At 68.6% G+C, this 15,922-nt stretch carries 16 protein-coding genes; 6 read left to right on the top strand and 10 right to left on the bottom strand.

The window, feature by feature from the left end:
• Positions 1 to 54: 54 nt before the first annotated feature.
• The 4 genes from VFE82_RS15005 to VFE82_RS15020 all read right to left on the bottom strand — a co-directional run bounded on the left by VFE82_RS15005 (position 55) and on the right by VFE82_RS15020 (position 2,761).
• The gene (locus VFE82_RS15005) at positions 55 to 471 is read right to left on the bottom strand and encodes an organic hydroperoxide resistance protein (RefSeq protein WP_325001123.1); all 417 of its coding nucleotides are present in this window, start codon (positions 469 to 471) and stop codon (positions 55 to 57) included.
• Between the two features lie 32 nt (positions 472 to 503).
• Positions 504 to 956, bottom strand: a complete 453-nt coding sequence (locus VFE82_RS15010; protein ID WP_325001124.1) for a MarR family transcriptional regulator — start codon at positions 954 to 956, stop codon at positions 504 to 506.
• An 87-nt stretch (positions 957 to 1,043) separates the two neighbouring features.
• Positions 1,044 to 1,841 (bottom strand): ABC transporter permease, encoded by a 798-nt coding sequence (locus VFE82_RS15015; protein ID WP_325001125.1) that lies wholly within the window; start codon positions 1,839 to 1,841, stop codon positions 1,044 to 1,046.
• Positions 1,838 to 2,761: an ATP-binding cassette domain-containing protein gene (locus VFE82_RS15020; protein WP_325001126.1), complete on the bottom strand. Its 924-nt coding sequence runs from the start codon at positions 2,759 to 2,761 to the stop codon at positions 1,838 to 1,840. The genes VFE82_RS15015 and VFE82_RS15020 overlap by 4 nt, the downstream gene beginning before the upstream one ends.
• 140 nt (positions 2,762 to 2,901) lie before the next feature.
• Here VFE82_RS15020 and asd point away from each other — a divergent pair, with 140 nt between their 5' ends.
• The gene (gene asd, locus VFE82_RS15025) at positions 2,902 to 3,702 is read left to right on the top strand and encodes an archaetidylserine decarboxylase (RefSeq protein WP_325001497.1); all 801 of its coding nucleotides are present in this window, start codon (positions 2,902 to 2,904) and stop codon (positions 3,700 to 3,702) included.
• Here the strand turns inward: asd and VFE82_RS15030 are convergent, their stop codons facing one another.
• Positions 3,703 to 5,211: an AMP nucleosidase gene (locus VFE82_RS15030; protein WP_325001127.1), complete on the bottom strand. Its 1,509-nt coding sequence runs from the start codon at positions 5,209 to 5,211 to the stop codon at positions 3,703 to 3,705. It abuts the gene before it with no gap.
• Between the two features lie 166 nt (positions 5,212 to 5,377).
• On the opposite strand from VFE82_RS15030, the gene VFE82_RS15035 reads away from it, so the two are divergent.
• A complete protein-coding gene (locus VFE82_RS15035) occupies positions 5,378 to 5,641 on the top strand; it encodes a hypothetical protein (protein ID WP_325001128.1) in 264 nt (87 codons plus the stop codon).
• A gap of 82 nt (positions 5,642 to 5,723) precedes the next feature.
• Here the strand turns inward: VFE82_RS15035 and gorA are convergent, their stop codons facing one another.
• Positions 5,724 to 7,094, bottom strand: coding sequence for a glutathione-disulfide reductase (gene gorA / locus VFE82_RS15040; protein WP_325001129.1), 1,371 nt, complete (start codon positions 7,092 to 7,094; stop codon positions 5,724 to 5,726).
• Positions 7,095 to 7,201: 107 nt separating this feature from the next.
• Between gorA and VFE82_RS15045 the strand changes: the two genes are divergently transcribed.
• The 4 genes from VFE82_RS15045 to VFE82_RS15060 are packed head-to-tail and all read left to right on the top strand — an operon-like array spanning position 7,202 to position 10,086.
• Positions 7,202 to 8,008: an ABC transporter permease gene (locus VFE82_RS15045; protein ID WP_325001130.1), complete on the top strand. Its 807-nt coding sequence runs from the start codon at positions 7,202 to 7,204 to the stop codon at positions 8,006 to 8,008.
• Between the two features lie 2 nt (positions 8,009 to 8,010).
• Entirely contained in the window at positions 8,011 to 8,985 is a 975-nt protein-coding gene (locus VFE82_RS15050) for an MlaD family protein (RefSeq protein ID WP_325001131.1), read from the top strand.
• Positions 8,982 to 9,617, top strand: a complete 636-nt coding sequence (locus VFE82_RS15055; protein WP_325001132.1) for a hypothetical protein — start codon at positions 8,982 to 8,984, stop codon at positions 9,615 to 9,617. Before VFE82_RS15050 ends, VFE82_RS15055 begins: the two co-directional genes overlap by 4 nt.
• A gap of 43 nt (positions 9,618 to 9,660) precedes the next feature.
• On the top strand, positions 9,661 to 10,086 hold the full coding sequence (locus VFE82_RS15060) for an FKBP-type peptidyl-prolyl cis-trans isomerase (protein ID WP_325001133.1): 426 nt from the start codon (positions 9,661 to 9,663) through the stop codon (positions 10,084 to 10,086).
• On the opposite strand, the gene VFE82_RS15065 is transcribed toward VFE82_RS15060, so the two are convergent.
• The 4 genes from VFE82_RS15065 to VFE82_RS15080 all read right to left on the bottom strand — a co-directional run bounded on the left by VFE82_RS15065 (position 10,028) and on the right by VFE82_RS15080 (position 15,887).
• Positions 10,028 to 10,684 carry an alpha-ketoglutarate-dependent dioxygenase AlkB gene (locus VFE82_RS15065; RefSeq protein WP_325001134.1) on the bottom strand — a complete coding sequence of 219 codons (657 nt, stop codon included), beginning with the start codon at positions 10,682 to 10,684 and terminating at the stop codon, positions 10,028 to 10,030. The two genes, VFE82_RS15060 and VFE82_RS15065, sit on opposite strands and share 59 nt — an antisense overlap.
• A 227-nt stretch (positions 10,685 to 10,911) precedes the next feature.
• Entirely contained in the window at positions 10,912 to 11,451 is a 540-nt protein-coding gene (locus tag VFE82_RS15070; RefSeq protein WP_414708769.1) for a histone H1-like DNA-binding protein, read from the bottom strand.
• A gap of 160 nt (positions 11,452 to 11,611) precedes the next feature.
• A complete protein-coding gene (locus VFE82_RS15075) occupies positions 11,612 to 12,859 on the bottom strand; it encodes a ribonucleotide-diphosphate reductase subunit beta (RefSeq protein WP_325001135.1) in 1,248 nt (415 codons plus the stop codon).
• A 130-nt stretch (positions 12,860 to 12,989) separates the two neighbouring features.
• Positions 12,990 to 15,887, bottom strand: coding sequence for a ribonucleoside-diphosphate reductase subunit alpha (locus VFE82_RS15080; protein ID WP_325001136.1), 2,898 nt, complete (start codon positions 15,885 to 15,887; stop codon positions 12,990 to 12,992).
• Positions 15,888 to 15,922: the final 35 nt, after the last annotated feature.

Genomic DNA, 15,922 nt, shown 5'->3' on the forward strand with positions numbered 1-15,922 from the left:
CCAAGGCAAACGGCCCGCCGGGTCGGGCGGGCCGCTGCTGCGCCGGCGGGTGCGTCAGACCAGGTTGATCTGCACGTCGATGTTGCCGCGGGTGGCGTTGGAGTACGGGCAGACCTGGTGCGCGGTGTCCAGCAGCTTCTGCGCTTCGCCGCGGTCCATGCCCGGCAGCTTGACGTTCATGCGCACGGCGATGCCGTACGCCTGGCCGACCGGGCCCAGGTCGACTTCGGCGTCGACCGACAGGTCCTGCGGCAGGGTGATCTTCTGCTTGCCGGCAACCGCCTTCATCGCGCCGATGAAGCACGCCGAGTAGCCGGAGGCGAACAGCTGTTCCGGGTTGGTGCCGGTCCCGGCGCCACCGGGCGACGACAGCTTGACGTCGAGGCGGCCGTCGTCGGTGCGGGATTCGCCTTCGCGTCCGCCGGTGGTGTGGGCGCGTGCGGTGTAGAGGACCTTGTCGAGCTTGTTCATGGTTGCCTTTCGTTGGAGAGTCGAGGGAGCGGTCAGCGGGCGAGCCGGTCGCGCAGGGATTGCAGCTCTCGGGTGAGCCGCACGAGATCGGGGATGGAGCACTGCGAGGCTTCAAGGATGCAGCCGGGGATCTTCTCGGCGCGGCTGCGCAGCTTGCGACCGGCCGCCGTGAGGGTCACGTGCACGCGCCGTTCGTCCTCCACGGCACGCAGCCGTGCCACGAAGCCGGCGGCCTCCAGCCGCTTGAGCAAGGGGGTCAGGGTGCCCGAGTCCAGGTGCAGCCGCTCGCCCAGCCGGGAAACGGACACGCCGTCCTCCTCCCACAGGGCCAGCATCGCCAGGTACTGCGGGTAGGTCAGCCCGAGTTCGTCCAGCAGCGGCTTGTACAGCTTGGTCATGGCAAGCGAAGCCGAGTACAAGGCGAAACACAGCTGGTTGTCCAGCGCGAGGGCCTCCTCCGGGGTGATCGCCTTGCGTCGTTGCATGGCCGAATTCTAGAACGCAATTGGATTGCGTGCAATTGATCTGCTCGGGATGGCCTTGTGGCTCACGTGGGATCGGGTCCGGTCCGGTCAGACCCCGAAGCGGCGCCGCGTGAGCACCAGCGCCACCAGGTACGCCACGATGGTGGTGGCCAGCAGCACCAGCACGTGGCGCAGCGGATGGGCCGGCCACTGGTCGAGGAACAGGGGCCGCACCAGTTCCACGGCACTGGTCAGCGGCAGCCATTCGGAGACCGCGCGAACCGGCCCCGGCAGTTGCTCGCGCGGGAAGAACACGCCCGACAGGAACATCATCGGCGTGAGCAGCAGCGTGAAGTAGTAGGTGAAGAAGTCGTAGCTCCTGGCCAGTGCGTTGAAGATCAGCGCGATGCTCGAGAAGGTGACGCCGGCTCCCAGCAGCACCAGCCAGGCGACCAGCAGCTTGGGGCTGTGGCTGATGCCCAGGGCCAGCATCACGCACAGGATGGCCGTGACGGTGAAGAACGACTTGAACGCCGCCCAGAGCGTCTCGGCCAGCACGATGTTGTCGAGCGAGACCGGCGCATTCATGATCCCGTCCCAGGTCCTCTGCACGTGCATCCGCGAGAACGCCGAATACAGGGCCTCGAACGAAGCCGCGTTCATCGCGCTCATGCAGATGGAGCCGCTCGCCAGGAAGACGATGTAGGGCACCTCGCGGCCCTCGAACCGGACCTGGCCGACCAGCGCGCCCATGCCGTAGCCGAAGGCCACCAGCCACATCAGCGGCTCGGCGATGTTGCCCACCAGGCTCGGGATCGCGAGCTTGCGCCACACCAGCAGGTTGCGCAGGAACACCGGCCACCAGCGCCGCGACAGGTCGGGGGCACGCCAGTTGCCGCTGCTCACGCGTCCTCCCGGATCTGCCGTCCGGTGAGCTTCAGGAACAGGTCCTCCAGGTTCGCCGGCCGGTGCAGGGTCCGCAGGCCCGGGCGGCTGCCCAGTGCCTGGAGGAGCGGACCGGCTTCCTGCGTGTAGAAGAACACCGTGTCGCCGCTCACCTCGACCCGCCCAGCCAGGGCCTTGAGCGGGGACGCGGCCAGCGCGAGCGCGCCTGCGCCGTAGGCCTCGACCACGTCGGGTTCCAGGTGCTGCGCGATCAGCTCGCGCGGCGTTCCTTCGGCGATCTTGCGTCCGTGGTCCAGGACCAGCAGCCGGGAGCACAGGCGTTCGGCCTCGTCCATGAAGTGGGTGGTCAGCAGGATCGACTTGCCCTGCTGCAGCAGCAGCTGCAGCCGCTCCCACATCAGGTGCCGCGCCTGAGGATCCAGTCCGGTCGTGGGTTCGTCCAGCAGCAGCAGGCGCGGATCGTTCACCAGCGCGCGCGCCAGCGAGAGCCGGCGGCGCATGCCGCCCGAGAGCTCGCCCGGGCGGGCGTCGGCCTTGTGCGACAGCGCCGCGAACGCGAGCAGGCGCGGGATGCGCTCGCGGATCACCGCGTCCGGCAGCCCGAAGTAGCGGCCGTAGACCAGCAGGTTCTCGGCGCAGCTGAACTCCGGGTCGAGCGAATCGAACTGGCTCACCACGCCCAGCCCTGCCTTGATGGCGAGCGCATCGCGCGGCATCGACATCCCCAGTGCCTCGATGGTGCCTTCATCGGGCGGCGTCAGGCCCAGCCCCATGCGGATGGTGGTGGTCTTGCCCGCGCCGTTCGGGCCGATCACGCCGACGCACTCGCCGGCCGCAATGCGGAACGACAGGTCGTCGACGACGGTGCTGCTGCCGTAGCGCTTGCGCAGGTGGCGGGCATCGAAAAGGGTCTCGGCCATGGTCCGCGACGATTGTGTCGCAGCCGCCACCGGCCCGGGCGCTTAGAATTTTTCACCCCATTGCGGAGCTCACGCGCTTGTTCCCACCCCTCGCCATCCGGCAGCAGTACCTGTTGCCCAAAAAACTGATCACCGTGCTGATGGGCAAGCTCGCCGGCCTGCGGGGCGGACCGCTCACGCACGCCATCGTCCGCCGCTTCGTGGCGCACTATGGCGTCGACATGGCCGAAGCGGCCGACCCGCGGATCGAGAACTACGCGACCTTCAACGAGTTCTTCACCCGGCCGCTGCGCGAGGGCGCCCGCCCGATCGCCGACGCGGCCCTGGTGTGCCCGGTCGACGCGGCGATCAGCCAGTTCGGCCCGATCGAGCACGACCAGATCTTCCAGGCCAAGGGCCACAGCTACTCGACGACCGCCCTGGTGGGCGGCGACGAAGCCCTGGCCCGGCGTTTCGACCACGGGCACTTCGCCACGCTCTATCTCGCGCCGAAGGACTACCACCGCATCCACATGCCGTGCGACGGCCGCCTGGTGCGCATGGTCTACGTGCCCGGCGACCTGTTCTCGGTCAACCCGCTCACCGCGCGCCACGTGCCCGGCCTGTTCGCGCGCAACGAGCGGGTGGTGTGCGTGTTCGAGACGGCGTTCGGCCCGTTCGTCAACGTGCTGGTGGGCGCCACGGTGGTCGGCAGCGTGGCGACGGTGTGGCACGGGGTGGTCAATCCGCCGCGCACCCGCGGCATCCGCAGCTGGGACTACTCGGGGCAGAACATCGTGCTGCGCCAGGGGCAGGAGATGGGACGCTTCCTGCTCGGATCGACCATCGTGATGCTGTTCCCGAAGGACGTGGTCACGTTCACGGCCGACTGGGCGCCGACCCGCCCGGTGCGGCTGGGCGAGGCGATGGGCGCGGTGGCCGGCGCCACCAGCCCGCTCTAGTCACTGGAAGGCGACTTCGTCGAAGGCGCGCAGCTTGCGGCTGTGCAGCCGCTGGCTGCCGCCCGCGCGCAGGAACTCGATCGCGCGCATGCCGATGCGCAGGTGCTGGTCCACGCGCTCGCGGTAGAAGTGGTTGGCCATCCCCGGCAGCTTGATCTCGCCGTGCAGCGGTTTGTCGCTCACGCACAGCAGCGTCCCGTACGGCACGCGGAAGCGGAACCCGTTGGCCGCGATGGTGGCGCTCTCCATGTCGAGGGCCACCGCGCGGCTCTGGCTGAAGCGCCGCTGCGGCTCGTTGCCGGGCAGGAGCTCCCAGTTGCGGTTGTCGGTGCTGGCCACCGTGCCGGTGCGCATGATCCGCTTGAGGTCGGCGCCGTTGGACTGCGTCACGTCGGCCACGGCCTTCTCCAGCGCCAGCTGGATTTCGGCCAGTGCCGGGATCGGCACCCACAGCGGCAGCTCCTCGTCCAGCACGTGGTCCTCGCGCATGTAGGCATGCGCCAGCACGTAGTCGCCCAGTTGCTGGCTGCTGCGCAGGCCCGCGCAATGGCCCAGCATCATCCAGGCGTGCGGCCGCAGCACCGCGATGTGGTCGGTGATGGTCTTGGCGTTCGCCGGCCCGACACCGATGTTCACCATCGTGATGCCCACGTGGTTCGGCCGCATGAGGTGGTAGGCCGGCATCTGTGGCAGGCGGGGCGGCTCGGTGCCTTCGCTGCCGGCCGGCGGCGTGCCGTCCGCTCCGGCCGCGAGGCCCACGCGCCGCGTGACCACGTTGCCCGGCTCCACGAAGGCCGTGTAGTCGCTGTCCGGGTTGGCCATCTCCTCGCGGCCGAGGCGCACGAATTCGTCGATGTAGAACTGGTAATTGGTGAACAGCACGAAGTTCTGGAACCACTCGGGCGCCGTGCCCGTGTAGTGCCGCAGGCGGTGCAGCGAATAGTCGACCCGGGCCGCGGTGAACAGCGCCAGCGGTTTGGGCTCGCCGGGCTGCTGCTGCCACGTTCCGTTGGCGATGCCATCGTCCATCGACCCCAGGTCCGGCAGGTCGAACAGGTCGCGCAGCATGGCCCTTCGCTCGGGGCTCAGCGTGCCTTCGACGTGGTCGTTCTCGGCGAACGAGAAATGGATCGGGATCGGCTGCGTGCTCGTTCCGACCTCGAGCTCCACGCCGTGGCTGCGTCGCAGCAGCCGGAACTGCTCGAGGTAGTAGCTCGCGTAGAGGTCGGGGCGGGTGAGGGTGGTCTCGAACACGCCCGCGCCCGAGACGAAGCCGTAACTCAGGCCGAGTTTCTCGAGCACGTCTTGCGGCACCGCGGTCTCGGTGTGGATGCGCACGTACGGGTAGCAGGCCCGCACGTGGCCGGGCAACGTGTCGCCCGCGATGTACCGCTGCATCGCGCTGCGAAGGTGCTCGATCTGCTGTGTGTAGATGGCACGCACCTGGGCCAATGCGCGCTCGGGTTCGGTGTGCCGGCTGGGTGCGATCAGGGGTGGCGAGAAGGGCATGCGAGCTATTGTGCTCTGCGTGCGCGCCTCGAAAAAACGAGGCCTTCTGGGCGTGCGAAGGCGTCCTACAAAGCGTAACGAACTCACCTGACGTTACAAAAATGGCCCAGCGGCGACAGTCCCCTCACTCGAAAACGCATTCGAAAACTTGAACAGGAGTGAGTCCATGACGACAGCAGCGATGGCAGCGAATCCCTTCGCCCTCATGATGGATCCGGCGGCCGTGCGGGAGATGATCGACAAGTCCGAGCAGCTCTCCAAACTGAGCCAGCGTCAGTGCCATCCCCTGGATCGGGCCGTGATTCGCAGCGCCAGCGCCGAACTGGCTGCCTACGACTCCAAGATCGATCGCACCACCATCTACCTGCCGCCCGAAGAAGACGGCAAGTCGGCCCCGCTCACCCGCGCCTACGGCCGCCCCTACAACTGAAGAAGGCACGCTCAGGGAGCTTTCGCGAACGCCGGCCGCCGGGCCCATCCGGTGGCCGGCGTTTTTCATTGGAGGCGCGGATTCACCGCGCCGGTTCGCGCATGGTGACGAACTCCTCGGCCACCGTGGGATGGATGCCGATGGTGGCATCGAACACCGCCTTGGTGGCGCCCGCCTGCAGGGCGACCGCGAAGCCCTGGACGATCTCGCCCGCGTCCGGTCCCACCATGTGCAGACCCACCACGCGATCGCTGCGTGCGTCCACCAGCAGCTTCATCAGGCAGCGCTCGCTGCTCGCACTGAGCGTGTGGCGCAGCGGCCGGAACTCGCTGCGGAACACGCGCACTTCGGGAAACCGCTCCCGGGCCTGCGCCTCCGTCAGGCCCACCGTGCCGATGTTCGGGTGGGTGAACACCGCCGTCGGCACCAGCTCGTAGTCCATCCGCCGGCGGCCGTCGCCGAACAGGTGGTCGACGACCACCATCGCCTCGGCCAGGGCCACGGGGGTGAGCTGCAGTCGCGCGGTGACGTCACCCACGGCGTAGATCGACGGCACCGAGGTCCGGTGGTTCGCGTCCACCTCGATCGCGCCGTTGCGCCCCTGGCGCACGCCCAGGGCTTCGAGGCCCAGTCCGTTGACGTTGGGGACGCGCCCCGTCGCGAACAGCACCGTGTCGGCCTGCAGCCGGCTGCCATCCTCGAGGAGCAGCTCGATTCCGTCGGGCGCGCGGGTGAGGAATTCCGCCTCGGTCCGCAGGCGCAGGTCGATGCCGGACTTGCGCATCTCCCCCGCGACGAAGTCGCGCACCTCGTCGTCGAAGCCCCGCAGGATCTGCTCGCCGCGATAGAGCAGCTGGACCTGGGCGCCCAGGCCCTGGAAGATCGAGGCGAACTCGCACGCGATGTAGCCGCCCCCGATCACGGCCAGGCGGCGCGGGAACGGATCGAGGTCGAACATGCTGTCGGAGGTCACGCCGAGTTCGGCACCCCCCACCGCCGGCAACGTGGGGGTGCCGCCCGCCGCGATCAGGATGTGCGTGGCACGGAAGGTCTCCGCACCGTGGGCTGTCTCCAGCTTCACCGTGTGCGGGTCCACCAGGCTGGCCCAGCCGCGCAGGATGCGTACCCCGGCGCCGTGCAGCAGTTGCTCGTAGACGCCGTTCAGGCGGGCGATCTCGGTCGCCCGGTTCGTCTTGAGCCGCTCCCAGTCGAAGTGCGGATGTCCGAGGTTCCAGCCGAAGCCGGCGGCGTCTCGGAAGTCGTGTGCGTAGTGCGCGGCATAGCTGTACAGCTTCTTGGGGATGCAGCCCACGTTGACGCAGGTGCCGCCCAGTGCCGCGGCCTCGGCGACCGCGACGCGGGCGCCGCGCTGGGCCGCCATGCGGGCCGCCCGGACGCCGCCGCTGCCGCCGCCGATCACGAAGAGGTCATAGGTGTGCGCGTGGGTTGTCATGTGCCGTCCTCGGGCCGCCGTCGGCCGCCTCGCCATTGTGGGCCGCGCGGGATGGCCGTGCCGAGGACGCGGTCGGCGCGCAAGTCGGTGGCCGCTATCATCGGCCCATGCCTTCGGCGCCGTCCCGCACCCAGCCCGTCCTGCCGCTCAGCGGGCCGCTGCTGCGCCGGGTGGTCAACGCCTGGCGCATCGTCACGTTCGGCGCCGTGCTGCTGGTGCTCGCACTCTCGCCTTCCAGCTACCGCCGGGCCGACGTGCGCATGGCGCTGGCGCGGCACACCTGGCTGGACACGGCGCCCATCCTGGCGGGCTTCAGCATGCTGGTGACGCTGCTGACCATGGTGCTCACGCGGATCGTCGTGGTCACCGCGCAAAGCTACGGCCTGTCGCAGTACGCGCTGGAAATGGTGATCCGCGTGCTGGTGCTCGAGTTGATTCCGCTGACCGCGGCGCTCTTCGTGGCCTTGCGCTGCACGATCCCCAACGGCGCGGCGCTGGCCGAGATGCGCCACAGCGGGCGCGACGAGGCGCTGCGCCGCCGCGGCATCGACCCGGTGCTGCTCGAAGTGTTCCCGCGCATGCTGGCCGGCGCCTTCTCCACCATCACGCTGGCCGCGCTCAGCTGCGTGCTCGCGACGGTGCTGGCCTACCTGGCGGTGTACGGATTCACCCTCGCGGGCCTGCCGGCCTACACGCGCATGTTCGGTCATGTGTTCTCGCCCACGGTGGCCCTGATCTTCGCGCTCAAGACTCTGTTCTTCAGCCTGGCCGTCGCCATCATTCCGATGGCATCCGCCTCCCGCCGGCTGGCCACGCCCGGCACCCGCGCCAGCGCCGCGCTCGAGGGCCTGGTGCGGATGTTCGCCGTGCTGCTGCTTCTCGAGGCCCTGTCCCTGGTGGGCAACTACTACTAGCCATGGCCGACTCGCCCCTGCACGAATCCGAGCCCGCCGCCGGTCCCCCGGTGGCGCACCTGGCGCTCAAGGCCCGGCTGCTCCTGTTGTTCACCATCGTGCTGATCGCCGGCTCGATCGCGTACCTGCTCTACGCGCGCGGCGCGTTCCAGGCCACCCAGCGCCTGGTCCTCGTGGCAGACAACTCCGAAGGGGTCACGGTCGGCATGGACATGACGTTCTCGGGCTTTCCCATCGGCCGCGTGCGCCGTCTCGAACTGGCGCCGACCGGCGACGCGCGCATCGTGATCGACGTGGCGCGCAAGGATGCGCACTGGCTGCGCACCAGCAGCGTGTTCACGCTGGAGCGCGGGATCGTGGGCGGCACGGCGATCCGGGCCTTCACCGGCGTGCTGACCGACCCCCCGCTGCCCGATGGCGCGCTGCGGCCGGTGCTGCGTGGCGACGCTTCGGCGGAGCTGCCGCGCGTCATCGCGTCGGCCCGCGAGCTGCTGGAGAACCTCACGGCGATCACCGCGCAGGACGCCGCCTTGCGCAACAGCCTCGGCAACGTCCAGGCCGTGACCGACAAGCTCAAGGGGCCGCAGGGCGCGCTGGGCGTGCTGTTCGGCAACGAGGCCGACGCGCGCAAGCTGGTGGCCGCCCTGGAGCGCACCAACGCGCTGCTCGCGCGCGCCGATGGTCTGGCGGCGAAGGCCGATGCCCAGGTGTTCGGGCCCGACGGCGTGATGCGCGAAGCGCGGGCCACCGTCATGCAGTTGAACGCGCTGCTCGCGGACACCAGGTCGAGCCTGCGCAAGGTGGACGCCGTGCTGGTCGAGGCGCAGGCAGTGGGCGCCAACGTCCGCGGCGCGACGCAGGACCTGGGCCAGCTGCGCGGCGAAGTCGAAGCGAACCTGCGCAGGATCGATGCGCTGGTCAACGACATCAACCGCAAGTGGCCGTTCGCGCGCGACACGGAGATCCGGCTGCCATGAAGCGCCTCGCCTGGCTCCTGGTCGGGGTGCTGGCCGCCTGCGCCGGCAAGCCGGCAGCGCCCGATTGGCAGGTCGGCGCGCACGGTGCGTTGCAGCGCTACGAGCAGGCATTCCTGGCCGGCAGCACGCGCGCGGCCGAGGCCGAGTTCGCGCGCGCCCGGCAGGAGCTGTCGGCCACCGGCGAGGCCACCCTGGTGGCACGCGCCGAGCTCACGCGGTGCGCGCTGCAGGTGGCGAGCCTGGTGTTCGAGCCGTGCGCCGGTTTCGAGGCGCTGCGCCAGGACGCCGGTCCGGCCGAGCAGGCCTATGCCGACTTCCTGCAGGCGCGGCCGGCCGACGCCGCACTGCTGCCGGCCCAGCACCGTGCGCTGGCGTCCGGTGCCGTCGACGTGGCCACGCTCGCGGCCATCGCCGATCCGCTCTCGCGCCTGGTGGCGGCAGGGGTGTCGCTGCGCGCCGGCCGCGCCGGGCCCGAGGTCCTGCAGCTCGCGGCCGACACGGCCTCGGCGCAAGGCTGGCGCCGGCCCTTGCTCGCGTGGCTGGGCGCCCAGCTGCGGCTGGCCGAGCAGCGCGGCGCCGGCGAGGACGCCGAGCGGCTGCGCCGGCGCATCGCCCTGGCCTCGGGCGGCTAAGCTGTCCGTCCTTCCTTCCATGTCGTTCCCAAGGAGTCCATCCATGCGGGTCCTGTCCTGCGCATCCCTTCTCGCCTTCGCTTCGTTTGCTGCTCTGGCCCAGGCGCCGTCCCCGGCCCCGGCGCAACCGGCGCCCGTCACCACGGCCAGCGGGCTGGTCTACCAGTCGCTCAAGGAGGGCAGTGGCGCGTCACCCGCCGCCAACGACGTCGTGCGTGTGCACTACCGGGGCATGTTCCAGGATGGCCGCGAATTCGACAGTTCGTACAAGCGCGGAGAGCCGACCGAGTTCCCGCTCAATCGCGTGATCCCGTGCTGGACCGAAGGCGTGCAGAAGATGAAGCCGGGCGGCAAAGCGCGCCTGACCTGCCCGCCCGCGATCGCCTACGGCGAGCGCGGCGCCGGCGGCGTCATCCCGCCGAACGCGACGCTGAACTTCGAGATCGAGCTGCTGTCGGTCCGGAAGTAGTTGGCTCCGCACGCGACGTGCGAAACGTGATCGAGTATCGCAGCGTCTTGGTGGGGGCCACACTGTGCTGCCACTCCCACCGCGCCGCGCCACGCAGCAGGTAGATCGAGCGCGGCGCCAGGGCGAGCTTCACGACGTCGGCTCGCCGTGGTTCGCGCGGCGGGTACGGGCGAAAGCGCATCACCGCATCGCCGAGCAGGGAGACGCCCACCACGTCCTCGAAGTCCGGCACGTCGCGGTGCCAGCCGAGCGGCGTGCCGGGCTGGTACTCGGCCACCAGCGCCTGCGTGAAGGCCTCGGCGGGCACGGCCAGCCAGTCGGCCACCCGCGCACGCAGCGGCTGCAGCCAGTCGGCGATCGGCTCGGCCGCGTCCAGCCGGTGCGCGCTGAAGTCGTACTTGCCGCCGTAGCTCAAGACCCGTCGCAAGGCCGTGTAGCCCTGGTACTGCATCGGGGCGAGCGGCAGCGCGGCGATGTGCTGCAGCAGCCCGGCCTCTTCGTCCGGGCCGAGAAAGGCGGCTTCGTAGCGCAGGCCCGGCGGCAGGGACACGGGCGGCGCGCCGAAGAGGTCGGTCTGCAGGGGCGAGGGTCGGCTCACGTCCCGAGTGTCGCGCAAGGCGGGCGCGGGGCGTGTCGGCGTCGGTCGGCAGTCGGCAGTCGGCAGTCGGCAGTCGGCAGTCACTGCGTGACCCACGCCCGGTGCCAGGGGCTGGCCGCCCGCACGCCCGACTCGGCGATTCCATGAAAAAAGCCGCGGGAGACCCGCGGCTTTCAATCTGGCTGAGCCGTTTCCGGAGTGCCGCCAGGCGGCCTCCGGATCCGCCCTCAGGGCTTGGAAGCCGTGGGGAACGGCCAGGCGGCCTGGGGGTTCAGCGTGGTCTGCGCCGCCGGAGCCGGAGCCGCGGCGGGCGCGGCCGCGGGCTTGGCAGCAGGCGCTTTGGCAGCCTTTTTCGCAGGCGCCTTTTTCGCGGCCTTTTTCGCGGCAGCCTTTTTCGCAGGCGCCTTCTTCGCAGCAGTCTTCTTGGCTGCGCCCTTCTTCGCCGCGGCCTTCTTCGCCGGCGCGGCCTTCTTCGCCGCTGCAGCCTTCTTCGCAGGCGCCTTCTTGGCAACGGCCTTCTTCGCCGGAGCCTTCTTCGCAGCAGCCTTCTTGGCCGGGGCGGCCTTCTTCGCCGCGACCTTCTTGGCGACGACCTTCTTGGCCGGCGCCTTCTTCGCAGCGGCCTTCTTCGCCGGCGCCTTCTTGGCGGCCGTGGCCTTCTTGGCGGGCGCCTTCTTGGCGGCCGTTGCCTTCTTCGCCGGAGCCTTCTTCGCGGCGGCTTTCTTCGCAGTTGCCATTTCCATTCTCCTGTTCAAGTTGATCAACATCAACGAAAGAAGCACTCGGCGCCTTGTTGGTGGCACCAAGCGATCCATGAGGTTGGGCGCACGCCCAGCGTCATGAACACCGTGACCCGCCCGGCGCCGGCTCTTGTGGCCGGTCGTCGGTGCGGGTGAATTTCAAGAACCCAAACTTCGCAGTTGCCTATCAGTCCCAGGAAAGAGCGCCACCCGACTGGTATTCGATCACGCGGGTTTCGAAGAAATTGCGCTCTTTCTTCAGGTCAATCATCTCGCTCATCCAGGGGAAGGGGTTCTCCTCATTGGGGAACAGCGCTTCCAGGCCGATCTGCGTGGCGCGACGGTTCGCGATGTAGCGCAGGTAGCCCTTGAACATGGAGGCGTTGAGGCCCAGCACGCCACGCGGCATGGTGTCCTCGGCATAGCGGTATTCGAGTTCGACGGCCTTCTGGAACAGGCCGCGGATCTCGGCCTTGAATTCGGCCGTCCACAGGTGCGGGTTCTCCAGCTTCAGCTGGTTGATCAGGTCGATGCCGAAGTTGCAGTGCATCGACTCGTCCCGCAGGATGTACTGGTACTGCTCGGCAGCACCAGTCATCTTGTTCTGCCGGCCCAGCGCCAGGATCTGGGTGAAGCCGACATAGAAGAACAGGCCTTCCATCAGGCAGGCGAAGACGATCAGGCTCTTGAGCAGCGTCTGGTCGGCTTCCGGCGTGCCGGTGTGGAAGTTGGGGTCCATGATCGCGTCGATGAACGGGATCAGGAACTGGTCCTTGTCGCGGATCGACCCGACCTCGTGGTACGCGTTGAAGATCTCGCTCTCGTCCAGGCCGAGCGACTCCACGATGTACTGGTAGGCGTGGGTGTGGATCGCTTCCTCGAACGCCTGGCGCAGCAGGAACTGGCGGCACTCGGGCGCCGTGATGTGGCGGTAGGTGCCCAGCACGATGTTGTTGGCGGCCAGCGAGTCGGCGGTGACGAAGAAGCCGAGGTTGCGCTTGATGATGCGGCGCTCGTCCTCGGTCAGGCCGTTGGGGTCCTTCCACAACGCGATGTCGCGCGTCATGTTCACTTCCTGCGGCATCCAGTGGTTGGCGCAGGTGGCCAGGTACTTCTCCCAGGCCCACTTGTACTTGAACGGCACCAGCTGGTTGACGTCGGTCTGGCCGTTGATGATCCGCTTGTCGGCGGCGGCCACGCGGCGGTGGTCGGCGGCGTCGGCGCTCGTCGCCTGCTTGGGTGCCAGGGCCGCCACCGGCACGGTGGCGCCGTCGTCCAGCACGCGCATGGCGGGCTGGGGGATCTGGGCGGCAAGGGACTGGGGGTGGAGCGATGCCGGCGGCAGCGGTGAATGGTTCACCTCGCGGTTCGCTTGCGAACCGCTGCTCATGGGAGTTGGCGATGTGGGCTTGACGTCGTCGTCCCAGGTCAACATGTGGTATCCAGTGCTCGAATTATCGGAGCAGTGATGTGTGTTGAAAAGTGTCCGTTCACATCACCGCGCGATTGTGTTGCTCGTTTGCATCGGCGTCCTGTCGGAGAACGCCGACACATCTCTCACTTCGTTATTGGCACGCCTCGCACGTCGGATCGTCGATCGCGCAGAACTTGAAGTCGGTGGCCGGCGTCGCGTTCATCTGGGCCTGCGCCGCCGCGGCGGCCGCATCGAGCGCGCTCATGCCGCCACCCGAGGCGACTGCGTTCAGCCGACCCGATTGCACCGTCGACTTCTCGGCGTGCGTCGCGCTGATGGTGCGCAGGTAGTAGGTGGTCTTCAGGCCGCGCAGCCAGGCGAGCTTGTAGGTGTCGTCCAGCTTCTTGCCCGAGGCGCCGGCCATGTAGATGTTCAGCGACTGGGCCTGGTCGATCCACTTCTGGCGGCGGGCGGCGGCTTCGACCAGCCACACCGGCTCGACCTCGAAGGCGGTCGCGTACAGGGCCTTGATCTCCTGCGGCACGCGGTCGATCGGGCGCAGCGAGCCGTCGAAGTGCTTCAGGTCCATGACCATCACGTCGTCCCACAGGCCCAGGCGCTTGAGGTCGCGCACCAGGTAGTGGTTGATGACCGTGAATTCGCCCGACAGGTTGGACTTGACCGACAGGTTGCCGAAGCACGGCTCGATCGAGGCGTCCACGCCGATGATGTTCGAGATGGTCGCGGTCGGTGCGATGGCCACGCAGTTGGAGTTGCGCATGCCGTCGGCGGCGATCTTGCGGCGCAGGGCGTCCCAGTCGAGCGTGGCTGAACGGTCCACCTCGACGTAGCCGCCGCGGGCCTGGGCCAGCAGGTCCAGGGTGTCGGGCGGCAGGATGCCCTTGTCCCACAGCGAGCCCTTGTAGCTGGAGTAGCGGCCGCGCTCGCGGGCCAGCTCGGTCGAGGCCCAGTAGGCGTGGTAGCACACGGCTTCCATGGAGCGGTCGGCGAAGTCCACCGCCTCCTGCGACGCGTAGGGGATGCGCAGTTCGTACAGCGCGTCCTGGAAGGCCATCACGCCCAGGCCGACCGGGCGGTGGCGCAGGTTGGAGTCGCGCGCCTTCTTGACGGCGTAGTAGTTGATGTCGATCACGTTGTCGAGCATCCGCATCGCCGTGGAGATCGTCTTCTTCAGCTTGTCGTGGTCGATCTGCCCGTCCTTCAGGTGCTGCAGGAGGTTGACCGATCCCAGGTTGCAGACGGCCGTCTCGCTGTCGCTGGTGTTCAGTGTGATCTCGGTGCACAGGTTGGACGAGTGCACCACGCCGGCGTGCTGCTGGGGCGAGCGGACGTTGCAGGCGTCCTTGAAGGTGATCCAGGGATGGCCGGTCTCGAACAGCATCGAGAGCATCTTGCGCCACATGTCGGTCGCCGGAACGGTCTTGCTGGGCTTGATCTCGCCGCGCCGGGCCTTCTCCTCGTAGGCCACGTAGGCCTTCTCGAAGTCGGCGCCGAACTTGTCGTGCAGGTCGGGCACGGAGGACGGCGAGAACAGGGTCCACTCGCCCTTTTCCATCACCCGGCGCATGAACAGGTCCGGGATCCAGTTGGCCGTGTTCATGTCGTGGGTGCGGCGGCGGTCGTCACCCGTGTTCTTGCGCAGCTCGAGGAATTCCTCGATGTCCAGGTGCCAGCTCTCCAGGTAGGTGCAGACCGCGCCCTTGCGCTTGCCACCCTGGTTGACGGCCACGGCCGTGTCGTTGACGACCTTGAGGAAGGGCACCACGCCCTGCGACTCGCCGTTCGTGCCCTTGATGTGCGAGCCCAGGGCGCGCACACGGGTCCAGTCGTTGCCCAGGCCGCCGGCGAACTTCGACAGCAGCGCGTTCTCCTTGATCGACTCGTAGATCCCGTCCAGGTCGTCCGGGACCGTGGTCAGGTAGCAGGAGGACAGCTGCGAGCGCAGCGTCCCGCTGTTGAACAGCGTCGGGGTGGACGACATGAAGTCGAAACTGGACAGCACTTCGTAGAACTCGATCGCGCGCGCCTCGCGGTCGATCTCGTTGAGTGCCAGGCCCATCGCCACGCGCATGAAGAACGCCTGCGGCAGCTCGATGCGGGTCTTGCGCACGTGCAGGAAGTAGCGGTCGTACAGCGTCTGCAGGCCCAGGTAGTCGAACTTCATGTCCCGCTCGGCCTTCAGCGCGGCGCCCAGGCGCTTGAGGTCGTACTGCAGCAGTTCGGGGTTCAGCAGCTCGGCGTCCACGCCCTTCTTGATGAAGCCGGGGAAGTAGTCGCCATAGCTGTCGGCCATCTCGGCCGGGCTGATGTCGCGGCCGAGCACCTCCTTGAAGATGGTGTGCAGCAGCAGCCGCGCGGTGGCGTAGGTGTAGTCGGGATCCTTCTCGATCAGCGTGCGCGCAGCCAGGATGGACGCCTTGTAGACCTCGTCGATCGGCACGCCGTCGTACAGGTTGCGCATCGTCTCGGCCACGATCGGCGCGGCCTGCACGTCGGCCGACAGGTCGCGGCAGGCATGCTCGATCAGGCCCTGCAGGTGCGCCATGTCCAGCGGGATGCGCTGGCCGGCGTCGGTGACGTGCAGCTGCGGCGCGGCCGGCTGCTGCTGCTCGCCGGCCTTGGCGCGCTCCTGCGCGCGGCGGTCGCGGTACAGCACGTAGGCCCGGGCGATGTCATGGTGGCCGCCACGCATCAGGCCGAGCTCGACCTGGTCCTGGACGTCCTCGATGTGGAAGGTGCCGCCGCCCGGGCGCGAGCGCACCAGCGCCCGGATCACCGCCTGGGTCAGGCCGTCGACCGTCTCGCGCACGCTGGCCGAGGCCGCGCCCTGCGTGCCGTGCACCGCCAGGAAGGCCTTCATCATCGCGATCGCAATCTTGTTCGGCTCGAACGGCACGACGGCGCCGTTGCGGCGGATGATCTGGTAGTGGGCGAGAGGCGCCGGCGCGGTCGAGACGGACCCGGCGGCGGTGGTGGCGGTCGACAGTGTCTGGATCGGCGAGCTGGCAATGCTCTGGGCAGATTGCATGGAAATCCTCAGCTTTTTGGTTGTCTCGAGAAGGG

The organism is Ramlibacter sp. (genome assembly GCF_035655895.1).
Classification (GTDB): domain Bacteria; phylum Pseudomonadota; class Gammaproteobacteria; order Burkholderiales; family Burkholderiaceae_C; genus Ramlibacter.